The 23,348-nt window shown below is 43.2% G+C and carries 16 protein-coding genes; 4 read left to right on the forward strand and 12 right to left on the reverse strand.

Features of this window, described 5'->3' with window-relative positions:
- From L3V43_RS18745 to L3V43_RS18755, 3 genes are all read left to right on the forward strand, one after another.
- Positions 1-2,367, forward strand: a complete 2,367-nt coding sequence (locus L3V43_RS18745; RefSeq protein ID WP_237117176.1) for a family 20 glycosylhydrolase — start codon at positions 1-3, stop codon at positions 2,365-2,367.
- A gap of 7 nt (positions 2,368-2,374) precedes the next feature.
- The gene (locus L3V43_RS18750; protein WP_237117175.1) at positions 2,375-3,265 is read left to right on the forward strand and encodes an SMP-30/gluconolactonase/LRE family protein; all 891 of its coding nucleotides are present in this window, start codon (positions 2,375-2,377) and stop codon (positions 3,263-3,265) included.
- Between the two features lie 102 nt (positions 3,266-3,367).
- Positions 3,368-4,795, forward strand: a complete 1,428-nt coding sequence (locus L3V43_RS18755) for an alkaline phosphatase D family protein (protein ID WP_102058248.1) — start codon at positions 3,368-3,370, stop codon at positions 4,793-4,795.
- A gap of 269 nt (positions 4,796-5,064) precedes the next feature.
- Here L3V43_RS18755 and L3V43_RS18760 read toward each other — a convergent pair whose 3' ends face one another.
- A complete protein-coding gene (locus L3V43_RS18760) occupies positions 5,065-6,000 on the reverse strand; it encodes a hypothetical protein (RefSeq protein WP_237117174.1) in 936 nt (311 codons plus the stop codon).
- 227 nt (positions 6,001-6,227) lie between these two features.
- Positions 6,228-7,187, reverse strand: a complete 960-nt coding sequence (locus tag L3V43_RS18765; RefSeq protein ID WP_237117173.1) for a DUF3137 domain-containing protein — start codon at positions 7,185-7,187, stop codon at positions 6,228-6,230.
- A gap of 1,496 nt (positions 7,188-8,683) precedes the next feature.
- Between L3V43_RS18765 and L3V43_RS18770 the strand changes: the two genes are divergently transcribed.
- Positions 8,684-9,595 carry an AraC family transcriptional regulator gene (locus tag L3V43_RS18770; RefSeq protein ID WP_102058252.1) on the forward strand — a complete coding sequence of 304 codons (912 nt, stop codon included), beginning with the start codon at positions 8,684-8,686 and terminating at the stop codon, positions 9,593-9,595.
- Between the two features lie 70 nt (positions 9,596-9,665).
- Here the strand turns inward: L3V43_RS18770 and L3V43_RS18775 are convergent, their stop codons facing one another.
- The 10 genes from L3V43_RS18775 to L3V43_RS18820 all read right to left on the reverse strand — a co-directional run bounded on the left by L3V43_RS18775 (position 9,666) and on the right by L3V43_RS18820 (position 23,318).
- Positions 9,666-11,543, reverse strand: a complete 1,878-nt coding sequence (locus L3V43_RS18775; RefSeq protein WP_237117172.1) for a hypothetical protein — start codon at positions 11,541-11,543, stop codon at positions 9,666-9,668.
- On the reverse strand, positions 11,540-12,676 hold the full coding sequence (locus L3V43_RS18780) for an NAD(P)H-binding protein (RefSeq protein WP_237117171.1): 1,137 nt from the start codon (positions 12,674-12,676) through the stop codon (positions 11,540-11,542). Before L3V43_RS18780 ends, L3V43_RS18775 begins: the two co-directional genes overlap by 4 nt.
- A 96-nt stretch (positions 12,677-12,772) precedes the next feature.
- Complete coding sequence (locus L3V43_RS18785) at positions 12,773-14,923, reverse strand: TonB-dependent receptor (protein WP_237117170.1); 2,151 nt, start codon at positions 14,921-14,923, stop codon at positions 12,773-12,775.
- A 269-nt stretch (positions 14,924-15,192) separates the two neighbouring features.
- Positions 15,193-18,522: a hypothetical protein gene (locus L3V43_RS18790; protein WP_237117169.1), complete on the reverse strand. Its 3,330-nt coding sequence runs from the start codon at positions 18,520-18,522 to the stop codon at positions 15,193-15,195.
- 9 nt (positions 18,523-18,531) lie between these two features.
- A complete protein-coding gene (locus L3V43_RS18795; protein ID WP_237117168.1) occupies positions 18,532-19,407 on the reverse strand; it encodes an ABC transporter ATP-binding protein in 876 nt (291 codons plus the stop codon).
- Between the two features lie 23 nt (positions 19,408-19,430).
- Complete coding sequence (locus tag L3V43_RS18800; protein WP_237117167.1) at positions 19,431-20,261, reverse strand: ABC transporter ATP-binding protein; 831 nt, start codon at positions 20,259-20,261, stop codon at positions 19,431-19,433.
- Between the two features lie 8 nt (positions 20,262-20,269).
- Positions 20,270-21,343 (reverse strand): iron ABC transporter permease, encoded by a 1,074-nt coding sequence (locus tag L3V43_RS18805; RefSeq protein ID WP_237117166.1) that lies wholly within the window; start codon positions 21,341-21,343, stop codon positions 20,270-20,272.
- Entirely contained in the window at positions 21,340-21,906 is a 567-nt protein-coding gene (locus tag L3V43_RS18810; protein WP_237123938.1) for an iron ABC transporter permease, read from the reverse strand. Before L3V43_RS18810 ends, L3V43_RS18805 begins: the two co-directional genes overlap by 4 nt.
- The gene (locus tag L3V43_RS23840; RefSeq protein WP_237123939.1) at positions 21,824-22,342 is read right to left on the reverse strand and encodes an iron chelate uptake ABC transporter family permease subunit; all 519 of its coding nucleotides are present in this window, start codon (positions 22,340-22,342) and stop codon (positions 21,824-21,826) included. Before L3V43_RS23840 ends, L3V43_RS18810 begins: the two co-directional genes overlap by 83 nt.
- Before the next feature lie 19 nt (positions 22,343-22,361).
- Positions 22,362-23,318, reverse strand: a complete 957-nt coding sequence (locus tag L3V43_RS18820) for an ABC transporter substrate-binding protein (RefSeq protein ID WP_237117165.1) — start codon at positions 23,316-23,318, stop codon at positions 22,362-22,364.
- Between the last annotated feature and the right edge of the window lie 30 nt (positions 23,319-23,348).

A 23,348-nucleotide genomic window follows, 5' to 3' on the forward strand; every position in this document is an offset into this window, starting at 1 on the left:
ATGAGAACGTACTTTAGTGTTTTTTTATTCACCGTGTTGTTGCCGATTTTAACTGCAAAAGCAACGCCACTGTCGCTTATGCCCATGCCGCAACAAGTGAGTATGACCGAAGGCTCGCTAGTATTTGATAACGAAATCAAGGTTGCGATACACGGCTTTAGTGCGCAGAGGCAGGCATTTCTGCTCGCCAGAATGCAGCAATACATTGAGCGCATTACTGGAAAACCTATTCCGATACGGGTAGTAAAGCGTGGCAAAGCGGACTTAACCATTCGCGTAGAAAATATCGAAACCGAGTTACAGTTTCCTCAGCTGAATATGCCAGAAGACTACCAGCTTCATATTGAAAAGGGTGGAATAGTGCTTAGCGCAACCTCCGTTTTCGGCGCGCAGCACGGTCTTGCTAGCCTATTACAATTGGCCCAGAGTAATACATCGAGTCAATTCATACTCCCCTATACAACGATCAGCGATAATCCCCGCTTCCCTTGGCGTGGGCTACTTATTGATAGTGTTCGCCACTTTATGCCAATTGCGACAATAAAGCGCCAACTCGATGGTATGGCTGCGGCAAAGCTAAACGTTTTGCATTGGCACTTAACTGATGACCAAGGCTGGCGAATGGAAAGTAAGGTGTTTCCTAAGCTGACTCAACTGGCCTCAGACGGATTGTATTATCGTCAATCAGAAGTGAAAGAAGTGATTGAGTATGCAAGCCTTTTAGGGATCCGCGTGGTGCCTGAATTTGGTATGCCGGGGCATGCAAGCGCAATTGCCGTCGCTTACCCAGAGCTGATGACTAAAGCGCAACCTTATGAGATGGAGCGCCATTGGGGAGTATTTAAGCCACTGCTCAATATCGCAAGTCCTGATGTGTATGCCTTTATCGACGATTTACTGGCTGAGATGACGAGTTTATTTCCAGACGGCTACCTACATATCGGGGGTGACGAGGTAGAGCCTGAGCATTGGTTGGAAAGCCCTGAAATACAGGAATTAATGGCAAAACATGCATTGGAAGACGGTCACGACCTGCAAAACTACTTTAATATTCGCGTACAAAAGCTTATTGCTAAGCACCAACGTGTGATGATGGGGTGGGATGAGATTTTTCATCCGGCGTTGCCTAAAGATACTGTCGTGCAGTCTTGGCGTGGTCATGATTCGTTAAATGCAATTGCAGAAGCAGGTTATCAAGGCATTTTATCAACCGGGTTTTATATTGATCAGCCTCAGTATTCATCATTTCATTACCGTAACGACCCACATCCGGTTTTACCGACAGTGGATCTCACTCAACCTCAAGTATTAAGCTTAGCCTTTACGGTCCCACGCCTAAAAGGCAGCGCAGTCAAAGGCGAGCTTGTGGTGTTGGGCGAACAAGTGCTTATAAAGCTTAATAACAACCGCCATCAGCTAGCACAAACAGACAAGCCAATTACTAGCAAGACTCAGCAATTTACCGCAGCCATGGATAGTTGGATGGGACCGTTACAGTTTGAGTTTAATACAGCGCAGCAACAAGGCGCGGTAATGATCGGTAATAGCCGTTATCCGCTCACACTTGAGGCGCTTGAAAAACCACAGCCTGTCGAGGTTTCTACACCGTTAAGCCAAGAAAATGGTGTACGTATTTTAGGTGGCGAGGCGACCATTTGGAGCGAAATGGTCACCGAACATAATCTTGATATCAGAATATGGCCGCGACTTTTTGTGATTGCTGAGCGTTTATGGTCTGCTAAAACGCTTACGGATAGCAAGCAGATGTACGCGCGATTGGATCATATAAGCAATGTTGCACATAACGTCATTGGCTTAGGTCATAAAACGCAGCAACAAGCGGGTTTTAGTAGGCTTATCAGCACAACCTTGGATGAGCCAAAGCGCAAGGCTACGCTTGAATTACTCACTCATATTGCAGAGCTTGTAGAGCCAAGTCACTATTACACGCGTCACCATATTAAGTTCTTAAACGACGAGTATCACCAGTTTGCAGCGCTTGATAAATTTGTCGACTATGTTGCGGTTGAAAGCCGTCAGGTGAGGCTACTTGAGGAGCGAGTCGCAAGCTATATCGCTGGTGATAACACTGCGTTAGCGCACATTGGCGCGATATTGCAACGTTGGCAAGCGGGGCTTGAGGCGTTAACACTGTTACAGCAAAGTCCCAAACTTACAGAAGCACACTCAACGGCGTTAAAGGTGACGCAGTTTATTGAATTGAGTCAGCAAGTGCTTAAGGTTTGTAAAGGGGCTTTACAGGCTCCGCACCTAGATAGCCATCTGCTAGCGCTGCAAAATTTAACGGATGAAGTGGTCATAACTGGAATATATCCAGTTCGAGCGCTTTACCTTCATTGTAAATAGGAAAGTCATGAGAAAAGTCATATTCAGTTTATTTTTGCTACAGAGCAGTGGTTATGTAGCTGCCAACACGGTTGTAGATACACAAGATTGGATAACGGATGGGGTTTTCACGCAAGGTATTGAGGGACCTGCGGTGGATGCTGCTGGCGTGTTATATGCGGTTAACCATCAACAGCAAGGCACTATTGGTAAAGTGACTGCGCAAGGCAGAGCGGAAACCCTGCTGACGTTAAAAAATGGCTCTATTGGTAACGGTATTCGCTTTGATAAGCAAGGAAATATGTATATAGCCGATTACGTCAATCATAACGTGCTCAAAGTCACCAAAGCAGCTCTTGCACAAGGTGGTGATTTGTCACAATCCGTGTCGGTATTTGCTCACGATAATCGCATGGATCAACCTAATGACCTTGCGATCATGGACAACGGAATTCTTTTCGCCAGCGATCCTAATTGGCAAGCCAGTAGCGGTAAACTTTGGCGTATAAATACAAACGGAGCAGTAACCCTATTAGAAGCGGATATGGGCACCACCAATGGCATTGAAGTTAGCCCTGACAATAAAACACTTTATGTGAATGAAAGCGTGCAGCGTAAAGTATGGCGCTATGAGTTAGACGAACAAGGCAATATTAGTAACAAACAATTATTTATCTCGTTTACCGATTTTGGCTTAGATGGTATGCGCACGGACAACCAAGGCAATCTTTATATCGCCCGTTATGGCGCTGGTGTGATCGCTGTGGTTTCACCTCAGGGCAAGCTAATTAAAGAAATTAAACTGAAAGGCAAGTACCCGACCAATGTGGCTTTTGGCGGCGAGGAAGGTAAACGCTTATTTATTACCATGCAAAAACGCGGCGCTATCGAGATGGTAGAATTACCTAATGGTGTTTAATTGATATTTATACTTCGAGAAGTATAAATATCAAATCATAAATTTGAAATATGAGCTTTTTGATACTTTAATTACATCATTAAAGTTACAAGGAGTTACATTGTGTCATTGCTAAACCCTAAAGTAGGTCCTGTTATTGGTGTTACTACAGAGCAAACGGTTCGAGTTATGTGTGGTATTCAGTCTGCGGGAAAGGACGCTAAACCTAATTGCGGGTGGATTAGGATAAAACCGGCAGATGGAGATTGGGAGCAGCCAAAGCAGTTCAGGTTTAATCAAAACTTTTTTTATACGGGAGTGATAGAGCTTACCGGTTTAAGGCCAAATACTACTTATTGTTATCAAGTCGGTTATAATCCAACCTTTTCTGAACAGCGCATTGAAAGTGAGTCTAATTGGGCTGATTTACCTGAATATTCTTTCTCAACTCTAGGTAGAGAGGGATTCCGGTTTTGCTTTGGTTCGTGTCTTAGAAATAACGGTGATGAACGTTTTGGAAAAGCGCTTAGAGTAGTGAAAGCCTTTAATGAAGAAAAGCCGTTGGATATGATGCTTTGGTTAGGGGATCAAGTATATAACGACATGTATCTAGGTTTAACAATAAATAACTCAAGTACCAAGGACTTTAAGCGACTTTATCGTAAGTTTTTTGATAATCAATATGTTAAAGATATCTTATGTGCCATGCCTAATTACATGGTTATGGATGATCACGAAGTAGAAGATAGTTTTAAACACGGAGCTATTGACTACCAAGATACTAAAGTCAACTGGTTGACTAAAGATAAAGATAGGCTCATTAACAGCATTAATGCTTTCTATTCTTATCAGGCGTCACATGGGCCAATTTTTGATGTTATACCAAGTGATGTGCCGGGGGTCTCTTACGTTAAAGGGCAGGAGCACAATCAAGTACCTGTTCGCCATTATGCAGCGGTAGATTTTGGCAGCATTGGTCTATTTTTAATGGACTCTCGCAAAGAGCGAAGCTCTCAAGGGCTTATATCAAGAGCTCAAGAAAATGCCCTATTGGATTTTCTTAACTCTCATTATAAAGTTAAGCTAATAGGGACTTCTGTCACTTTTTTGGCTGATAATTATTCCAATGCAGACGCGGCGGATAATTGGAAAAAAGCTGCAGAGCAACGGAAAAGAATTTTAGATCACATGACGAAGAAAAATATTACAAATGTGTTCTTTTTATCTGGAGATGTTCACTCTCACTTCGCTTGTCGGCTTAACTATGAAGGAAAGCCCACTTCAATCCATCAATTAGTTTCTGGCTCATTATTCTGGCCAACTAGCTTTATAATTAACTCTATTCGTTGGTTTAAAGATGATGTTAGGTTTAGCAAAGCCATATATGGAGCCAGTAGATACTCGATATCAGAACCATTATCGACAACAGAATACGACTTTTATGCGAGCAATGGTGTCGCTTATGTTGAAGTTAAAGAGTCCGAGCTTATATTCGAAATAAGAGATACTAAGGGAAACGTGATCATTAGTAATGTGTTTCCCCTTGAGTGATATCTGTAGTGTTTTAAGAAGGTATAGTCCAGGTGCCCTCCAAAATCTTGTGGAGGGTACATGATGATATTTTTGCTGTGTCGCAATTTTATCTTATATTTTCCGCATTGTGTCATGCCGAGTTTTATCTTAAAGTCAAAAGGAATCATACAATTGCGCTGCTTTAAAGCTACTTAACCTGAATTCGGGAAAGAAATTAGTTAAGCTACCAAAATACCAAAGTTTAAAAGCGTAATATCACTCTAGCCATAAGTTATCCCGAGTTCAGGTTATTTAGTCGACTTTCCTGAAAAATAAGTATCTTTTAGCTTGGTAATGACTTCGGTGCTTACCCAATAAATGTTTGATACATCACCGGGTTCATTATATCTGCCAAAAAACAGGTATTTACCATCGGGTGTAATTCTTGGAACGGTTTCTGAGTAACGGGTATTAACCCCTTCACCTAAATTAATAGGACTAGACCAAGTGCCATCATGCTCCTTAATATAGACATATAGGTCGTTGTCTTTTCTACTATCATCGCCTCTGTGACGACTATTAACCAATAGGTAATCGTTAGCGGGCGAAATAAAGCCATGAAATCCAAAGTCAATGTCAATGGCTTTGGGAGTCGTAAACGCGCCGTTTTTATTTTCAGCGGTATACATTTTGCGTTCTGACATATTGGAGAAAACAGGTTCGCCATTTGCGCTTTGGTTGAAGTCTGAAAACTTACCCGTATTTATTGCCGAATCGAATCTTTTGGCTTCACTCCAGCCATTTTTGCTACGGGTAACGTACCAAATTCCAGACTCCTTGGGGTCATCTGAACGCGCAGTAAAGTAAATCCGGTTGTCGTTTAAGCTAACGTGGGGAACCAGTTCATAACTCATTCTTCCACGGGTGAAATCTGCGGTTTGAGGTTGAGTCCACTGTCCATTTTCTACCTTTGAATACATGATTTGTGGGCTTGAGTCTACAGTTTCTTGCTCTTTAAAGGCAGTAAAATACACTTCTGTAAGGTCTGGAGAGAACGACACGCCGAATTCATAACGACCATTAATGGAGATGATATTAGGAGCAAAGAGCTGTGCGGTTGACCCTGGTGGTGTCTGACCGAGCCAAGGTCCTTTTAGCCTAGGAAAGGCTTCATTAGCATGGACATCATTGGTGAGCATGATGACTGCAAAAAGCAAAGAGGTGGCGGGCTTTATAAAATTCATCCTGTTCTCCTTAGGCACTTGATAAACCTGCTCACAGTCGCAGGGGGTTAGCGCTTTACATTATTATTTTGAACAGCGAACACTGTATCATCTTTGAACTAACTCCGTGTCTAAAAAAAGCTAAGTTGGTTTAAGGACCTCAGGGCCTTTTTTGTAATGGTTATAACAGCCATTGTGTTTGTCGTTAGATTATTGCACTTTCAACCACAAGCTACCTAAGTCCAGCGCTAGTGCACCAGACTTTTTGCTAGGTTTTCAATCAGTAAGAATTGTTTGGCTATGTCTTCGGCCCAGCTGGGATCGTATTCTTTTTGTAGCTTTTTAGGGCTAAATAGGTTGGCTCCATAGTCAAGAGAGATCAGTATATCGCTACCTTCTATAAACATTTGGGCTTTTACTTCGGGGATTTTTAACCCTTTTGGTAGGTGACTGGATGAGAAGAACGTTTTGACTTGCGACAATTGCGCCATATATTCTGGCGTGAGTACTTCGCGGCAGGTTTCTTCATCTTTAGCATAGACTTGATACTCTTTTTCAAAGTCTTTTTGTTCAAATTTAACTCGCTGTAATCCTTTTAAAGATTGACGTCGATTTATCAGCATGTTCCAAAGCCCCGCATCTTGTAACACTACGATTGGAGTATCTACAGGTTCAGGCATACTCAGTTTTATAACTGCACCATTAAACAAACGTTTGCTGTCATTGTTCTGGTGATGCGTGCGTATATGCACTTCAGTAAAGTAAAAGGGAATGCCATTTACTTCGCCGTTAAATCCATCTTCAGCCACAGCTCGGCCTCCTTTGGCTAATATACCTGCACTGATAGCTTCCTCGCAGATAAGTAAATTACCGCCGACTGAATATTCTAAGTTAAGTGCTGAAGCAATTGGCGCCATCATATAAGCTCTAGTTAACACACCCTTAGTGAAAGACTTAAGAGAATGTTTTAACAAAAAGTAAATAGGAATTATTGAGATTAAGAGAAAAGGCGCAAAAAATAGTAGGGGGATTGCAATACCAACCGCCCACCATTTATAGCGCTTAAACGACTTCAATTTATTGTCAAGATCGCTATCAAAGCTGGATGTGGTTTTATCTAAATTGTAATAGGCCTCTTTTAACTGCATCTCAACGCCAGCTAGGCGTGGATCAATATGATGCAGAGACCTCTGTTCTAATAATGGCATAACTTTTCCTTGTAAGTCGCAATGGAGATTGAGAAAAAATTGTACCTTGTAATACTTTATAAAGTAAGTGATAAGAGTGGTGAATATAATAAAAGGCGAGTTCAACTTTTTACGTGACGTCTTTCACTAGGGCGTTTTGACCTTTGCTGCTTGATTTTTATTCTTCTGAGTGTGTTTTGGTCACGACACTCGACTTGCAGGGCATAAACCAGTTCGTACGCAAGCTTTGGCCTATTTAACTCAAACCCATGTCGAACATAAATTGAGTATCCGAATACCTGAGTGTTGTTTACTATCGTCTCGTCAATAAAACCTCGGGATTCCCCGTTGCTTTTAATGGCTTGTTCGCGATAGGAAATGGGACGGTATCAAGATGAATGACGCAAATTTTTCTGGATGCTTAATCCCTTTTTATTATTGTCAATGGTCAAGTGAGGTTTGATTTGGCACTTCGACACAGGCAGCGAAATCTATGATCACAAAAGTATCTGAAAAAGTCATCATCTCACATTGGCATATGGTTCTAAGGTCGTTATTTTCCTTGCCTATTGTTGTTAAAAACACTCTATGGTCAATCTACACCTTATAGAAGCGTCATGGTAAAGGGCCAAAATTTCATAAGGAAATATTAAAAACCCGCATAACTTTAGATGCGTCGGGCTTTTAGTTTATTTATATAAATTGGATAAGATTAAAAATGATAACTGACAAATACCGCGATGTTACTAATACTACTTTTGAAACAAACTAATGGTTGTAGTCAACACTCAAGGCGATAGTGTCGCTCAAATGCCAGTAGGCTATTACTAAAACAATGCACAGCATCCCACCTTGGCTTAGATACACGACTTATTTAACCTCTGGCCTATTGCAACAAATTTAACGCAGTAGAAAGGGATAACAGCTGCTAGAAAACATATTGTTATCCCGAGTTCAGGTTATTTATCAAGGCTGGCAGTCAAATTACCGCTTATTATACAGGTGCATACAGTCTTTTAGTTTGGATAGTCGTGACTATAGATAACTAACTCATTTATAGCAGCCTGTTTCGGCGCCAACAGCTGAAATTGGTATAACACCTCCGATTTGGTACCTAGACTTTGGCAGGACACGAGAGCGAAACTATCCCTAAAACTCTCTAGTAAAATAAGGAATGCTCTAACTCTTTCCTTATGCAAATCTCTGGTTGAAAATTGTATTTTTTGGAATTTCTTATTGAGAATGATTTTTATTAGTGTTAACTTCTTAGGGAACATAACTCAGAATTTGTTTTTATCGTTTTTCATTTGTTAATATTTTGTTGTTCTGATGCGGTTAATAATGGGTGATGTAATAGATAGCTATATACGACTGAATAACTAAAAGTGAAATTCATTCTTATCTGACTTGTTGATATGGTGAAACATCCGGCTGTTCTCGGTAACTTACATGTTTCTCTAAAGGAAGTATTAGCTACAGATGCCTGAGTGATACGGGGATTGGAAGGGGGGTTAAAAATGACTATGTGTAGTGACATTGAAATAAGTACAGCGAATAAACAGCAGCATATTGATAATGTGGTTGGGCAGAATTTTGTGCAGTTGATGCCAGGGCTTTCTGTGAGCCTATCTTCAGCGCAGGATTTGGGGGCGGCAGATACTAAACATATATTTCCTGGCGATGACCAATATATTCACATTAACAATGTTCTTGCGGGGAAGTTTGAAGCGACGGTCGGTAATACGCTGTTACAATGTGAGTGCGGAGACTTCAATATTGGTTTTTCGGGTGGGGAGAATTTCTGTGCTTACCATAGTAATGATTTTAGTAACTTAGAGATCATGATAAAACCCGAAGTGCTTAATGAGCTTGCTGGTGAAGAGCTCAGTGGGGTAGATCTAGGGAAAAGTATGTCATTCTTTGTGAAGCAAAGTGGCCCCAGTAGAAAAGTCAGCACATGTGCGAACCGTATTCATAAGTTGATAAAAGATCAAGAAGCCAACCCTCTGCTGCTGCATTCCGCTACGTTAGACTATCTATATTGGCATCTCACTGCACTGAAATCAGTTGACACGAGCAACCAACTCCCGCTTCGAGAGAAAAAGCAGCTTATTGCAGCAAGAGATTTTCTATTATCCGATCTTAGTTGCCCACCTACCATTTCAGATGTGGCTAAGGTGGTTGGATTAAACCAGTGTAAGCTAAAAAAAGGCTTCAAGGTGCTATTTAACAATACGGTTTATGGTTGTTTCCAAGAAGAAAGAATGCACAAAGCAATGAACCTATTAAAAGACAATAATGTAACCGAAACAGCCGTCTCGCTGGGTTATAGCAATGTAAGTCATTTTAGCGTGGCTTTTAGAAAACAATTTGGGGTGTTGCCTAAAGAAGCGAGACTGAACCTCGCTCCCAGTATTGTTTGTGGTTAATCATTTTTGAGTGTGTGCCCTGCGGGCTTTGCCCGCAACACATAAATCCATTCTCCGTCGTCTTTTTCTGTTAACCAACGGCCTGAAGCGTTAGCGTTTTACTCAAAGTGATGTCAACAACACCTTCACCTTTAAAGTTCCAAGTTATGTTCAAATTACTCTGACTGGCTAAAAAGACTAGTGCTTCTTGCTCCATTTCTCTCACCATGTCTGCAAGCTCAGGGCAACCGAGCTCTTTAAACATAGCAGCATACGCACAGTCGGTGATAGAAATGCAAATCGTTGTGGAGTCAGCCTTTGATTTGCTTAGTGTAAATAGGCCAAGTTTGGCGTAGTTTCTAAGCCAAGTGAGCCAGTACTCTAAAATCACATTCTCTTTGTTTTCGAATATATTAAAGGATTCAGGATTAGGCCATAGCCAGCGCATTTCCATTTTGCCTGTCTCTAGAAACATGTCACGATATAATCGGTAGGCTTTATCCTGTCCTAGTAGTTTCCTCGCGTTGCCATAACCTGAGCTAAACATACTCATATCTTTAGTGATGGACTTCCAGATTTCGGTATATTCTCCTTGGTGTCTATCGCGCCAGTGCTGTAAGCCTTTATTATCTCGACGCCATGCTAACAGCGTAGAAATTACAAACTTTGCAAAGCTATACCTACTGGTGGCCTCTTTAAGTGCTCGCCATATCTCTGATTTATAGAGATATTCTTGTTGCCTTTTTGCCATTTTTGGATGTTGCTTTGTTACTGTATACCAATTTAACCCCAAATTTCTGAGACTATTGATGTCTGATGATACGCTGTCTACCCAGCCAAACTCTTGATCTGCTCGATGTGTGTTCTGGGTGTTTGCAGGTTTTGCCGTGACACCATATAAAGCCAATGTTTGCAGTAGCTTTTGGCGCGTTTTATAAGACAAATGCTCTACGGCTTTGACGCCATAGCTGTCAAAGAACACATTGTTTAGCCAACACTCAACCACAACACATGCCATCTTGGCGGTTAGTTCATAAGAAGAAATAACCCCATGTAACATTAGTCCTGATTGCGGATTATTGTCTGGGTAAACCCATAAACAGGTATCGGGATCTGACTCTTTTTTGGTTTTGAGCTTTTGCCCATTGTTAAAAAACATCTTGGAGAAAAATGTATTTTTACGTTCGCCTAAGCGATATTTACTCATAAACTTTGCAAATCCAAGCGTAAGGTGTTGGATATGATAACGACTATCTAGGTGCTTTATGTCTAGGTCTTCAGCAACATACTCACAACCAAGGCCGGCGACTTCAGGCGTTGCAAATGGAATAAGGTCGGCTGGTTTTTTCAATGCTGGAAAAGTAAATTGATGTTGTGCGTCCTGCCAAGGCGTCTCAACCTGCTTGCGAGTCCCTTCTCGCCAGCAGGTTAAGTGATTGGTAAAGCTTGCTAAAATCGCTTGTGGACTGGTCTCGCCGCCACCATAGGCTGCGCCCATATACAAACGACATTGATAATAGCCCGTTGCAGATGCTTTTTTATGCGCAAGCTCAGTTAACAGTAATGTTGAAATACCAGGGGAGAAGCCCATACCTGTGAGTAGCAAGCGTTGTTTTGATTGGGCCTCAGTATTCAGTGCGTGTATTTGATCTGCAGCCTGTAGGCTGTCATTAATGTCGAGGGCATCTATATTCGCGTTCAAGCACAGTTGATGCGCCTGTAGGGCAAATTTATCCATTGGACCTAAAGCAATCACAGCTAAGTCGAACTTTTTGAGTGTTTCAATGCTTTTGGCTTTGTCATTTATATCAAAAGGAACAAAGTTAATATGCTCTGGCAATATGCCCGCTTTTGGTGTTCGCCGTGCCGCACAGCTTATTTTTAAATCTGAGAGGCGTTCACTGAGTAAGTTGATAATGCGCCTGCCCGACTCACCTGTACCTCCCAAGACGATGATATTTTTACTCATGCAGCCTCCTGCTTGGTGTTGTTGTCTGATTTAGAAAGAATAAGCCCTGCAACGACACCTGCTTGTTCGAGATCTTTTATAAAATGATTGGCATCAACAGCTTCATGTAGCATCATTGGACCTGTTTTGGTGATTTGATTGTTTAATAATTGCTTAGCCGTTATGCCGATGATAAAGCCTGTAGCCTGATAGGTATCTTCTAGAATGATTTGGCCATGGTGTACGCGTTTGTTAGCACATTTAATTTGGACATCGACGGCGTAAATTGGGTCGAGCTTACGCATATCTTTAGCTGAGGCCTTACATAACCATCGTGCTGCACGAGCGATAGTTTTATGGTTTTTGTACATCTTGAATATCTTCGCAATCATGCAAACAAACATAGCGCGTGGTCCTAGATTAGCACCGTAGACTTTAGCTGTTTGTATGTCATGTTCGTTGGCGAGTTGCACAATTTCTTCTGCATAAATCAACATAGTAGATGCGGTGCCTATGGGAGCAGGAAAGTGTGCTTTAGTACCAGCTTTTGAGAACTTTTCACGTTTAACTTGCTGGTTTTCCAAGTAGCAAAAGCCACGTTCGTGACCAAAGTCTCCTAACCCATTTATAATGTCCCATGCCGAATTGTAGCTCCAAGCGTCTCGGCCAACGTATTGCACTTCTAAGGATTTGATGTCCGCTCCACGGCTACATTGTTGAATAAGATAGGCGGGGAATACGCCTGATAAGCCCGGTAGCAAACCGACGTTGATGATGAGCGGTACTTCACTACTGTGCTTCTTTTCATGCTCGTGGAGAGACGCGTACACTGGATCGTAGCCACCAGCATCAATAATTGGTACGCCTAACTCTTTACAGGCCAATACTATTTGATCGCCAATAATGCCTGAGGGGCCAACACAGGCGACGACCAGATCTGTATTCTTTAACTGAGTTTTTAAATCGTCGGTGTTTTGGACATCAAGTTGTACTGTATTTATTCGGTCTTGATGTTGCGAAATTGCACTGGGTAATGAGGCTTTTCTACGTGAAGCAAACGTAAGTGCGGCTTGTGTATGCTCAAGTAAATACTCAGCTGCTTTTAAGCCTACTTGACCTGTACCACCGAGCAATAACACGGATTGAGCTTGCATGGTAACTCCCTTAATAAGCGTATCAACGCATTGATATTATTTATACAACGTCACGGTGGCACTTAGTGCGTGCGCCACTTTCCACTCGTCATTGGTTTAGAAATTAGTACCTACAGTGAGGCCTATGGTTCTCGGGTTTCCTGCTTCTGCCGTAACACCGAAACCAAAGTTAAATTCAACTTTTGAGTAATATTCATCAAGCGCATTCTTCACCCATAAGTGCGCGTACCAGCTTTCGCTTTCAAGTCCTACTTTGGCATTTAAAAGGTGATATGCAGATTGCTTCATTTGGTTACCTGCATCAAAGTAGTGATCGCCCATATAAATGTTTTCTAACTGTGTGAATAAGGTGAAGTCGCTGTTGAGTTCTGTACGATTGCTAATGGACAGGTTGGCACTGATCTTAGGCGTGTTTGGTAAACGATTATCGGAATAATCTTCTATTGCACCAGTTGCAAAGTTCACACTTTCATACTCGCTATAACTGGCTTCAACATAACTACTTGAGAAGCCAATGGTCCAATCCGGGTGAGGCTGGTAGCGCGACTCAAATTCAACACCCCGGCTGGTACTTTCGCCAGCGTTATCAGTGATAATGGTTGTGTTTTCTAACATCTGTTGCACTTGTTGGTCGTCTAAAGAAACGTAAAATGCAGTGATTGAAAAGCTCAGTTGGTTTTCTAGCGCTAGTGCTTTATAGGCGATTTCATAGTTATTACTGTATTCAGGCTCAAAGCTAGGCTTGCTTAAGTTGGGATATAAAGTGTCAAATCCTCCTGCTCGGTAACCTTTACTCCAAGACGCGTAAACAAGGTCATTATTGGCAGTTTGATAAGAGAGGGCTAATTTGGGTAGAACTTCGCTGAATTCTTCCTTGCCACCGTGTTGCGAGGTTACTCCAGTGGACTGAGAGTCGATGTTAATATCGGCTTCTCGCTGTTCTTTATGGTAGCGTAACCCTGCAATGACGGTAATATCCTGAGTGATTGCGTAGTCAACCTGGCCAAATACCGCCCAAGCTTGGTCATCTTTCCCGATAATCGAACGATCAACCATGGGTCCACTACCTGGGTACATAGAGGAGAAGTTTAGATCATTTCTTGTCGTACTCTGGGTATCTGATTGATAGGCATAGAACCCGACTAGCCAATGGTAGTCTTCAGTATTTTTAGAGCTCCAACGCATTTCATGGGAGAGCTGATCAAAGTCGTCCTCAGAGTGACTATGGAACTGATATCCTGCGTCATTGCCTGTATCTTGATCCGCGGTGTTCAGGTTATCCCAGTCACGCCAGCTTGTGATCGAGATGAAGTTTACATTGTCACCGCTATAATCCAGTGTAACCGAAGCCCCAAGTGCATCGCGATCGTCAACTCCTTCAAAATCATGTTCTATGTGATCTGGGTTGGCTTTGATACGCTCAAGTTGTCCCATCGCATACGAATCGCCACGAAAACGTTCATAATCCACCACAAAATTGGCTTCAAGATTGTCTGACGCGATCCATCTAAGTTTAGCTCTCGCACTCAGATCGTCGCGTGCACCAAAGTCTTTATCTAAGTAGGTATTTTCAAGATGTCCATCGGTGTTGTATGCCGAAGCTGATAAGCCGAGAAATAGATTATCCGCAGTCAAGGGGGTATTCACACCTAATCTAACCCGCTTTGAGCCAAAGTTATCTGCAGAAAAGGCGCCTTTGAACTCCGGCATTTCGTCTGGTTGTTTGGTGATGATATTAATAACACCAGCCAGAGAATTGCCCCCATATAGTGTGCCTTGAGGGCCCCTTAGGACCTCAATACGCTCTATATCCACAAGGTCCAAATCAAAAATACTATTGCTACTATAATTCACGCCATCGACGTAAAAACCTATGGTGGGTTCGGTGAATAAACCCGGGCCTATGCCACGAATAAATACATTACTGTCTCTTCGGCCACCCCAGCTATAAACGTGAACACTCGGGATCGCTTGTCCAAGATCTGTGATTGAATAGGCTTCAGAGTCGACTAGTTCTTGTCCAAAAATAGCCGTTACGCTAGAAGCAACTTCCATAATATTCACGGTACGCTTTTCAGAAGTAACCTCAATTCGTTCCAAGTCGATATGTTTGGCTTGATCATCAGCAAATACTGCTGAAGAGAAAACGCCTAAACTCATTGCTAACAAGGTACGCGAAATGTGATAGTTGAGTTTAGAAGTGGAGAAGAGAGGTTTGGCCACAGACGTCAGCTTATAACGAAACATAGTAAATTAGCTCCTAGTAACAACGAATAGTAGAGTAGTTGGGCATTGAGTTATGCTGCGCTAGAAATGGGTTTTTAGGCTTACTTCTCGTCAGCGTTGACCATTTGGTCGGCCCTGTTTTTATTGCCCGTTATTGTCTGAATAAGCAAGGAAAGCCACTACCCGAAAACGGCCATTACCCCTCTGTGCGGTTTTTTTTAAAGGTAGTTAACAAGGCTGATAGTAATTAGGGCGCTTATGTGGCAGCCCTAATCGTTTGTAATGGGGGTTTACAGAGATAGATTTTGCACTTTTGCGTCATGTAGCGTCATTTGGTGAAATAATATATCTAGTTGTTTTTCATGTTTAGGCTGATTTACGGCTTGCAACAGCTTCAGGTACAACTGTTGTGCCGATATGGGCTGTGAAGCACTCTGCACTCGATAATGTGCTAGGGTATCATTGATCACATTGCTAAATTGCTCATTATCAATGAGCTGTGACACTTCATAAACAACAAGCTGCGATTTACTTTTGGCGTATGGTTGGTGCGTCAATGCTAAGGCGTTTTTCTCCACACCGGACTCTTTAGTACGTGCTAATAAGTAGTCATTTTTAATGCTAGCCAATAGTTGTTGTGTTGCTTTGCTACTCAATCTTGATTTGGTCAGCGCAAACCAAGTTGGCACTCCCTCAGACAGTATGGGGTAACCTGCGGTGTTTGCGATTGCGATATTCTGCCACCAAACCTGAGCAACTGCATCGTGTACGGTGTATTCTAACCAGTCGGAACTGGATGGATCATGATAATTGTGTTGCCAAGCGGACATTTCGGGGATAAGCACTAAATTTGCGCTAACCGTTTGTTCTCCCATACCCTGAGGTAACGCTGCTATTTTTAAGCTGTTGTATGGGTAGGTTCCAAATATTGCTTCGCCTTGTCCAAGTGCATGTTTTGCTCGTTGTGTCATGGAATGTAGAATGGCTTCATCGGCGTTAAGGTAAAACAGTTCTATGGGAATATCTTTGCCGGTTTTTGCGCTTGTCCATGTAGACTGGTGAATTTTGTATCCGGCGCTCACAATGACAGGATCCCAATGACTCGCGGTCATTGTTTGAAATTCATAGCTGTGGCGCTGTCCTTGTGTTTGGTGTTTCTGCAGATCCCCCGGCGCCACAACTACTTGATTGTTGGGGACGTCAATTTTTAGTTTATAGGTGAGCAGATCGGCGTCGTCGTGTTGGTACAAGTCTAGTGTTTGTGATTGGCTGAAAAAGTCTGGTGCCAGCGGGTCGAGGTTAAACTTCTCTCGTAACACGTTGTCTTTGATGATGTTGTTTTTCTCGAACCCAATGGAGGGCCAAAAACTTGCATCAATATAGCTGGCATTTTTTGTCACTTTGCCAATGTAATCAGTTGCGTGATTACTATAGCCTTGATATTTGACTGAAGCCGTAAAACTGAGCTGACTTTGTTGCTCATGAATGAGAGGCGTACTCAAGCCCCAAACCGAGGCATGATGCGCTTTGTCTAAAGCGAGCAGTGAAAGCGCTTGACCAGAAAGTAAGATTTCATCAAAAGCGGTATAGTTGTTGGTGTTGAGTAGCAACTGCTCGATTGCATTCTGGTGTGAATTAACCAGCGTTAAGTTGGCCGTGTATTGTATAGCGCGCTGATTTGGGTGTAGCGATATGGCAATTTCAGCGTGGCGAATTTTAGGCTGCGGTTGTGTATCGAATTGCCGGTATTGGTTTTCGTAGTCGGCTTGCACAGCATAACCATCGGCTTGTGTTTCAAATTGACCGTTAATGATCATCTCTTGATGAATTGAATAGGCTTGATAGCCAAAAACAGTGCCTGACAACAGCATAATAGCCAGTGATCGCGGTGTAACCTTTTGTGGTAAAGCTATTAATCTTTCTTTAAAAGGTGCAAGCACACCTCGTGTCCACAGCCAGCTACTTAATACTAGCAATACACAATAAAAACTGAGCCAGTAGAGCATAAGATTGAGATCTCTGATGATAAATTGCTCTGTAGATGCAATTTCGGAAAGTTGAGCAATAGATGGCCATGCCCATAAATACATAAAGTTCTCTATCGCGTGAGTTTCATTGAATATCGCAGGAGAAATGCAGAGCACCACGGCACATACCTGTGCGGCAACTTTAGACTGCAATAGCCCGTAACTAATGATGGCTATAAACACGTAAGCGAGCATTAATGGCAGCAAAACAAGCATACTCAAATGCAATAAACTTTGCCAATCGGGGTCAAGATAACCTTGTATAAATTGTGTACCCAATAAGCCTGAAATAGGCACTAGCATTAATACGAACGCAATAAGAACAGCGCAGATTATATGGCTTAAAGGAGCTTGCCAATCGGGCGTTGGGCACACAGCGACCAGCTGTGCGGTATTTAGCTGGTGGTCTTTGTGGCACTGATCAACTATAAAAAAAGCGGCGGCAAGCATGGTAAAAATCAAACTGGGATAAATTAACACGGGAAGCAGCGTGTGCGTTCTTGGCAAAATAGCTGCGCTGCCCTCCATGCCCGGCAAACGGTAGCTTAACCCGGCGATGATCAGCATCAACGAAAGCGTCAACATTGATAGGTAAAACGCCTTATTAGTAATGATTTGGCGAGCTTGAAGATAACCGGAGTAGGCGCTGAATTTAAGCCAGTAGACTGTGGCTTTATTGGTTATCAAGGTTAATGGGTTCATATTTAGTTTGCTTGAACTGTGCGTGTGTTGTTGCGCTTTTGCAACGGGTTTTGCTGAGGCTTTTTTGTTGTTACTGGTTCTAAATTTCGTTAAATCGAAGCGCCACCATGCAAATACCAGCAAAGCTAATGCTAGTGCTAAATAAAGCAAACGATTGTAAAGTAATGCGCTCTCTAAGTTCAAAAACTGGGTCATTCTTTGCTGTGCCGTCCAGTAAAAGATTTGTCCTTCAACTGTGACCTTACCCAATGGATCAACAACTTGCAGCCAAGGGGCTTGTGGTGCGCCGTCACCAAACAAAGCGGTGATAATGACAAACGAGCCAACGGCTATCATCATCGCTGCATAAGCTGGTGTAGCGCGTCCAGTGAGTGCCGTGAGCGCAAACGGAATAGCGGTATAAACAATGCAAGCTGGGAGTACCCAAAGCAGTATAGCGTGTAAAATATGGGGCCAGGAAGTTACTATAAAATCACTATCTGGGTAGAGTCCAAAGAGGCTTGAGATCAGAGGTAAAGTCACCATGGCGATGACAACTGAGCTCATGACTAACAGCACAATAGCTAAACTCGCTAAATATTTACCGATAAAATAGTGTTTGCTATTGATATCAAAACTATATAAATAGTCTGCAGTTTTAGAATTAAGATCCCTGAGTAATGTTGGGACTACCAGTGCGCTACCCACCGTGGCAGCCCAAAATGTGTAGTACATAAACAAGTAATAGATTGCATATGGCGAGTTGCGTGCAACCCTGCCACTTTGCATGAGTGTATCCCATTCACCGCCTAACATTTCTCGGTAGCCCATGGCTATCATGGCTATTAAACAACCCCAAGTGGCTACGGAGCGTAGTCGATATTTTAACTCAAACAAAAAACTGGTGAACATACATGCTCCTTAAACCGCAAGTTCAGGGACGTAGCTGAAGTAAAAGTCTTCTAGGTCCGCAGTGTTTTGAATAAAGTTTGCGGTGGGTGCGGTGTCGCTTTGGATAGTGGCTTGGATGTTGCCTTTAACAATACGTGTCGAAATCACTTTGTAATTGTCTCGTAGTGTTTTCAACTCATTTCTTGATACTGATTTGTGCCAAATCTGGTGCTCTATTGAGGCGACGAGCTCATCGGGCTTGCCGCGTGCCAGTAGAGTTCCTCGGTTGAGGATCCCCATATCATCACAAAGGTTAGTGACGTCTCCTACAATATGTGTGGAGAGGATCACGATGGCACCGTCAGTGAGTTGGTGCAAAATACTATAAAAGCGGTTGCGCTCTGCTGGGTCTAGTCCCGCGGTTGGTTCATCAACAATGATGACCTTAGGGTTGGTCAATAAAACTTGCGCTATACCAAACCGCTGGCGCATGCCACCTGAGTATGTATCTACCGCCTTATGACAATGCTCTGTGAGGTTAACCAGCTCCAACAATTCATTAATTCGACTTTTTCGTTCTTTGGCATTGTGAATACCCTTTAAACGAGCGAAATAGTCCAGCATATCGGTGGCGGATGCATTAGCATAAACACCAAAATCCTGAGGCAAGTAGCCCAGTTGGCGACGGAACTCAGTAGGGTTTGCGAAGATATCTTGTCCATCAAAATATATTTTGCCACTGTCGGGCGTTTGTAGGGTGGCAATGGTGCGCATAATACTGCTTTTACCAGCTCCGTTGGGACCAAGCAGGCCGAACATGCCCTTGCTTATGGTTAAATTAATCTCTTTTAGTGCATGAACACCGTTTGCATACGTTTTTGATACGTCACGAATTTCTAATTCCATTTCATTAGCTTCTGTTGTTGATTTTAGATTGCGCCACTGCGCAGTGGTGCCGCTGAATTAGAGGTAAATTGATCCTCTGTTCCAAGTGGTAAGCACAGCGGCTTAGTTATCTGGCCATAGCACTGAGACACAATTGCAACATCAATGTTGAACAGCCGTTTAATGATTTGCTCTGTGACGACTTGTTGCGGTGTGCCATCAGCTATTATCGAGCCATTGTTAAGAGCGATAATTCGGTCACTGAATTGACTGGCTTGATTGATATCGTGTAGCACCATCACAATGGTTTTGTGTTCATGAATTTGTAACTGCTTAAGTAATTCTAAAAGCTGAAATTGATGACCTAAGTCTAGATAAGTCGTGGGTTCGTCTAGGAGTAAAATTTCAGATTGCTGTGCCAAGGCCATTGCTAACCATGCTCTTTGGCGCTCACCACCAGATAAATGCTGTAACGGCTTATGTTGCAACGCTTCAAGTTTGGTCTTTTTGAGCGCCCAAGTAATGGCATCCTGATCATGTTGCGATAATGTCTTGAACATTCCTAAATAGGGAAACCGACCATGACCAACAAGCTGTTTAACGAGCATACCACTTGGAGCTTGTGGACTTTGGCCAAGTAATGCGAGTTTCTTTGCTAGCGTTTTAGGGGACCATTGGTGAAGCGGCTGTTGCTCCAAAGAGATAGTCCCTTGCTGCGGTTGAATGAGTCCGCCAAGTAGTTTAAGTAAGGTGGACTTACCACTGCCATTTGGACCAACAATTGCGGTGATCTGATGACGTGCAATAGAGACCGACAAGTCTTTTAGCACCGGCCTATGTTGATAATGTAAGGTTATTTGATCTGCATTTAACATGATAAATCCTAATTTTGGCGGCGGATCAATAACAGCAAGATGGGAATGCCCATCAAGGTGGTTAGCGTGCCTGTGGGGATCTCCAAAGGAGAGATGAGCGTTCGGCTTGCAATGTCTGCCGCCAGCGTTAATGAAGCCCCAGCTAACATACAGACCACCATCAGGTGGGGGAGGCTGGTACCTAAGCCGAGTCGGTTAAGTAGCACTTTGGCAAAGTGTGGCACAATTAAACCAACGAATCCGAGTGGACCCGTGATTGCGGTGGCACTGGCCGCCAGTGCTACCGCAATCAATAAGCTAATTAAACGCCACCTAGTGACGTTTAGCCCTAAAGTTCGTGCGGCATCGCTATCTAATTGCAGTATCGACAAATACTTTAATAATGCGAAGCAACTAAGCACGCCAACAAATGTCCAAGGAAGAAGCAAAAACAATTGACTAAAGTCCCTGCCATACAGGCTACCTGCTAACCAAATCAAACTGGTTTCTGTACGATTCCCTCCCCATGCCAAAATGGCCCACATAACTAAAGCATTCAATATTGCGCCTATCGCCACTCCGTTAAGTGCCAATTGATTAGGCTGTAGCTGCTGTCGCCAACTAAGTTTCAACACCAAAGCCGTGGCTAGTACCCCACCGAGCAATGCTACAGCGGGAAGCCAAGCAAAGTTAAAATTGAAATCACTGAAGCCGAATACATGAAGTTGAATATAATCCACTACAAGTAAACAAAGTACGATAGCTAAACTCGCGCCACCATTGACTCCCAATATACTAGGGTCGGCAAGAGGATTGCGGATCACGGCCTGTAAAATTAGTCCTGCCAGCGCAAAATGGATCCCAACCAACATGGCTAACAATGAGCGAGGTAAACGCAGCTGCCAAAGAATATTCGAATCACTATTTTGTGGTATTGAGGAAATCAGTATCTGCCAAACAGATTGCATCGACAGTGGTACAGACCCCATACTTAGCGCCGTAAAAAATAAGCAAATAAGTAGCGCGATGAGTGAGATTAATAAACCATAGAAAGGCCAAGGCTTAATTTCTCGGCAAGCGGATATAGTCATGGTTCGATTCATATAGACGCCTGCTGATAGCGAGATTGGATGAGCCAAACTAAGCTTGGTCCGCCAAACAGCACGCATAGTATACCCACAGGGATCTCCTGATAATTTGCCAGTAAGTCGGACATACTGACAAGCACAGCACCGCTTAGCGCGCTGCCAAATAAGACATAGCGGTACTCATAAGCCAAGTGCTTGGGCAGTAAAGTGCGGCACAAGTGAGGAGCAACCAGCCCCACAAAAGCGATGGGGCCCGTAACAGCCACGGTGGCAGATGTTAGCACAACGGCAACGGTGAGCGTTTGAATACGCCAGCGTTTTACACTTCCCCCAATACTGTTTACGACATCGCTATCGAGTTGTAAAACGGTGAGCGGACGGGCTAACAGTGCACATAAAATAAGACCGAGTAATGCGATAGGAGCTAATAACGACACATGTTGCCAAGTGCGATTTGCAACGCTGCCAAGCAACCAATAAAACAACCCTCTAGTGTCAGTGCTTACCGAGATTAGTAGCAAAGTTGTTGCGGCGGCGCAAAACAGAGAAACGCATAAACCAGATAGAATAAGATTCACAGGCTCTAGTTTTTGCTTCCAAGAAAGCCATAGTGTGACTGACATCGCCAAATATACCCGCTATAAATTGGAAGTAGGTACTTAAACCGGTAAAAGTGAGGACCAGTACAATAGCCAATGCGGCTCCAGAAGAGACGCCGACGAGGCTTGGGGATGCGAGCTCATTTTGTGTTACTGCCTGAATAATGGCTCCTGCTATGCCAAGTGTTGTACCTGCAATGATAGCCAATGTTAGACGAGGTAGTCTCAGCTCCCAAACGACAAAACTAGCTTGTGACTTTGACGGGTTAATAAGTACTGACCAAACTTCTTTTAATGTGAGCTGATAGTCGCCGATTGTTAAAGACAGCAGTAGGCTGAGTAGTAACATACATACGCCGATTAGATATAAGCCAGTGGGCGTTGTAGCGAAGCGAGGTCTCTCTGAGTTAATCATAGCGTGCTTACATTACCTGCTATAAATGACCAAATTGCATTGGTGTGGCCCGTGCTTTATTAGCTAGGTCGCTTGGTGGGGCAAATTGGTCAGGGTGCAATAGATGCGCTAATTCTTGTAAGACGAGCCTTCTAGCAATTGGGCCGTGAGGCATCACGTAATGGTCTGCGACTCGGTAGGCGCGGCCATTGGTAACGGCTTTGAGCTGCTTCCAAACTGGATGTGATTTAAAGGGCCCAGGTTCGCCTTTGAAGGAAATAATTACATCAGGGTTAAGCTTTAACAACGACTCCATCGAAATCGGGGCGGAATCAAGCTTTTTTAAGTCCGGCTGTGGAGAGGTGCCGACGCTATTTTTACCTTTGAGGGTCGCCATCATTTCAACGGTAAAATGATGGTCGTAAAATGCATAAGGTACATCTGACCAATGCCACAAAAACACCACAGATTGTGCTTTTAGAGGTGCAGTTGCAAAATGCTTGAGCTGCTCTGCAAATACTCGATTTAATTCAGCACCTTCTGCTTCCTTGCCCAGCGCTTTAGCCGCAGAGATTATAGCCCGATCTGAGTCGGATTTGGTGACCAAGTCATAAGCTAAAAAGGGACTGATTTCCTCAAATTTGGCTTCAAATGGCTCGGTGTAGGTACGCAGTCCGATGGTGAGATCGGGTTGTAGCGCAGTCAACACTTCCAAGTTCGTCTCATGAATTTCACCAAGATCTAGCATATGTTTAGTTTGCTCACCGAGGTAGGGTGACATCTGATGATTGAGTGTTGAGATCGCTACAGCTTGCATACCTAGAGCACTGAGTAAATCAGCACCAAATACGGAGACAGCGGCGACCTTTTTGGGTGAAGTGTTAATAGTAACAAGTTTGTCGCGGTCATCTTTCACTACGACAGGAAACTGAGCATTAACGCTGAGAGACGATAATGTTGATAAACATGCACAAAATAGCAATATGAAGCGACGCATTAGCGTTTCCTTGCGAATAATTGAGTTGGT

Source organism: Pseudoalteromonas sp. L23, assembly GCF_021728455.1.
In the GTDB taxonomy this organism is placed as follows: Bacteria; Pseudomonadota; Gammaproteobacteria; order Enterobacterales; family Alteromonadaceae; genus Pseudoalteromonas.

Bases quoted from the DNA above. Each gene is read 5' to 3' on its own strand.
- L3V43_RS23840 (WP_237123939.1), bottom strand. From the start codon at position 22,342: ATGATTAACTCAGAGAGACCTCGCTTCGCTACAACGCCCACTGGCTTA.
- L3V43_RS18770 (WP_102058252.1), top strand. From the start codon at position 8,684: ATGACTATGTGTAGTGACATTGAAATAAGTACAGCGAATAAACAGCAG.
- L3V43_RS18760 (WP_237117174.1), bottom strand. From the start codon at position 6,000: ATGAATTTTATAAAGCCCGCCACCTCTTTGCTTTTTGCAGTCATCATG.
- L3V43_RS18790 (WP_237117169.1), bottom strand. From the start codon at position 18,522: ATGTTCACCAGTTTTTTGTTTGAGTTAAAATATCGACTACGCTCCGTA.
- L3V43_RS18780 (WP_237117171.1), bottom strand. From the start codon at position 12,676: ATGCAAGCTCAATCCGTGTTATTGCTCGGTGGTACAGGTCAAGTAGGC.
- L3V43_RS18765 (WP_237117173.1), bottom strand. From the start codon at position 7,187: ATGCCATTATTAGAACAGAGGTCTCTGCATCATATTGATCCACGCCTA.
- L3V43_RS18800 (WP_237117167.1), bottom strand. From the start codon at position 20,261: ATGTTAAATGCAGATCAAATAACCTTACATTATCAACATAGGCCGGTG.
- L3V43_RS18750 (WP_237117175.1), top strand. From the start codon at position 2,375: ATGAGAAAAGTCATATTCAGTTTATTTTTGCTACAGAGCAGTGGTTAT.
- L3V43_RS18795 (WP_237117168.1), bottom strand. From the start codon at position 19,407: ATGGAATTAGAAATTCGTGACGTATCAAAAACGTATGCAAACGGTGTT.
- L3V43_RS18775 (WP_237117172.1), bottom strand. From the start codon at position 11,543: ATGAGTAAAAATATCATCGTCTTGGGAGGTACAGGTGAGTCGGGCAGG.
- L3V43_RS18820 (WP_237117165.1), bottom strand. From the start codon at position 23,318: ATGCGTCGCTTCATATTGCTATTTTGTGCATGTTTATCAACATTATCG.
- L3V43_RS18745 (WP_237117176.1), top strand. From the start codon at position 1: ATGAGAACGTACTTTAGTGTTTTTTTATTCACCGTGTTGTTGCCGATT.
- L3V43_RS18805 (WP_237117166.1), bottom strand. From the start codon at position 21,343: ATGAATCGAACCATGACTATATCCGCTTGCCGAGAAATTAAGCCTTGG.
- L3V43_RS18785 (WP_237117170.1), bottom strand. From the start codon at position 14,923: ATGTTTCGTTATAAGCTGACGTCTGTGGCCAAACCTCTCTTCTCCACT.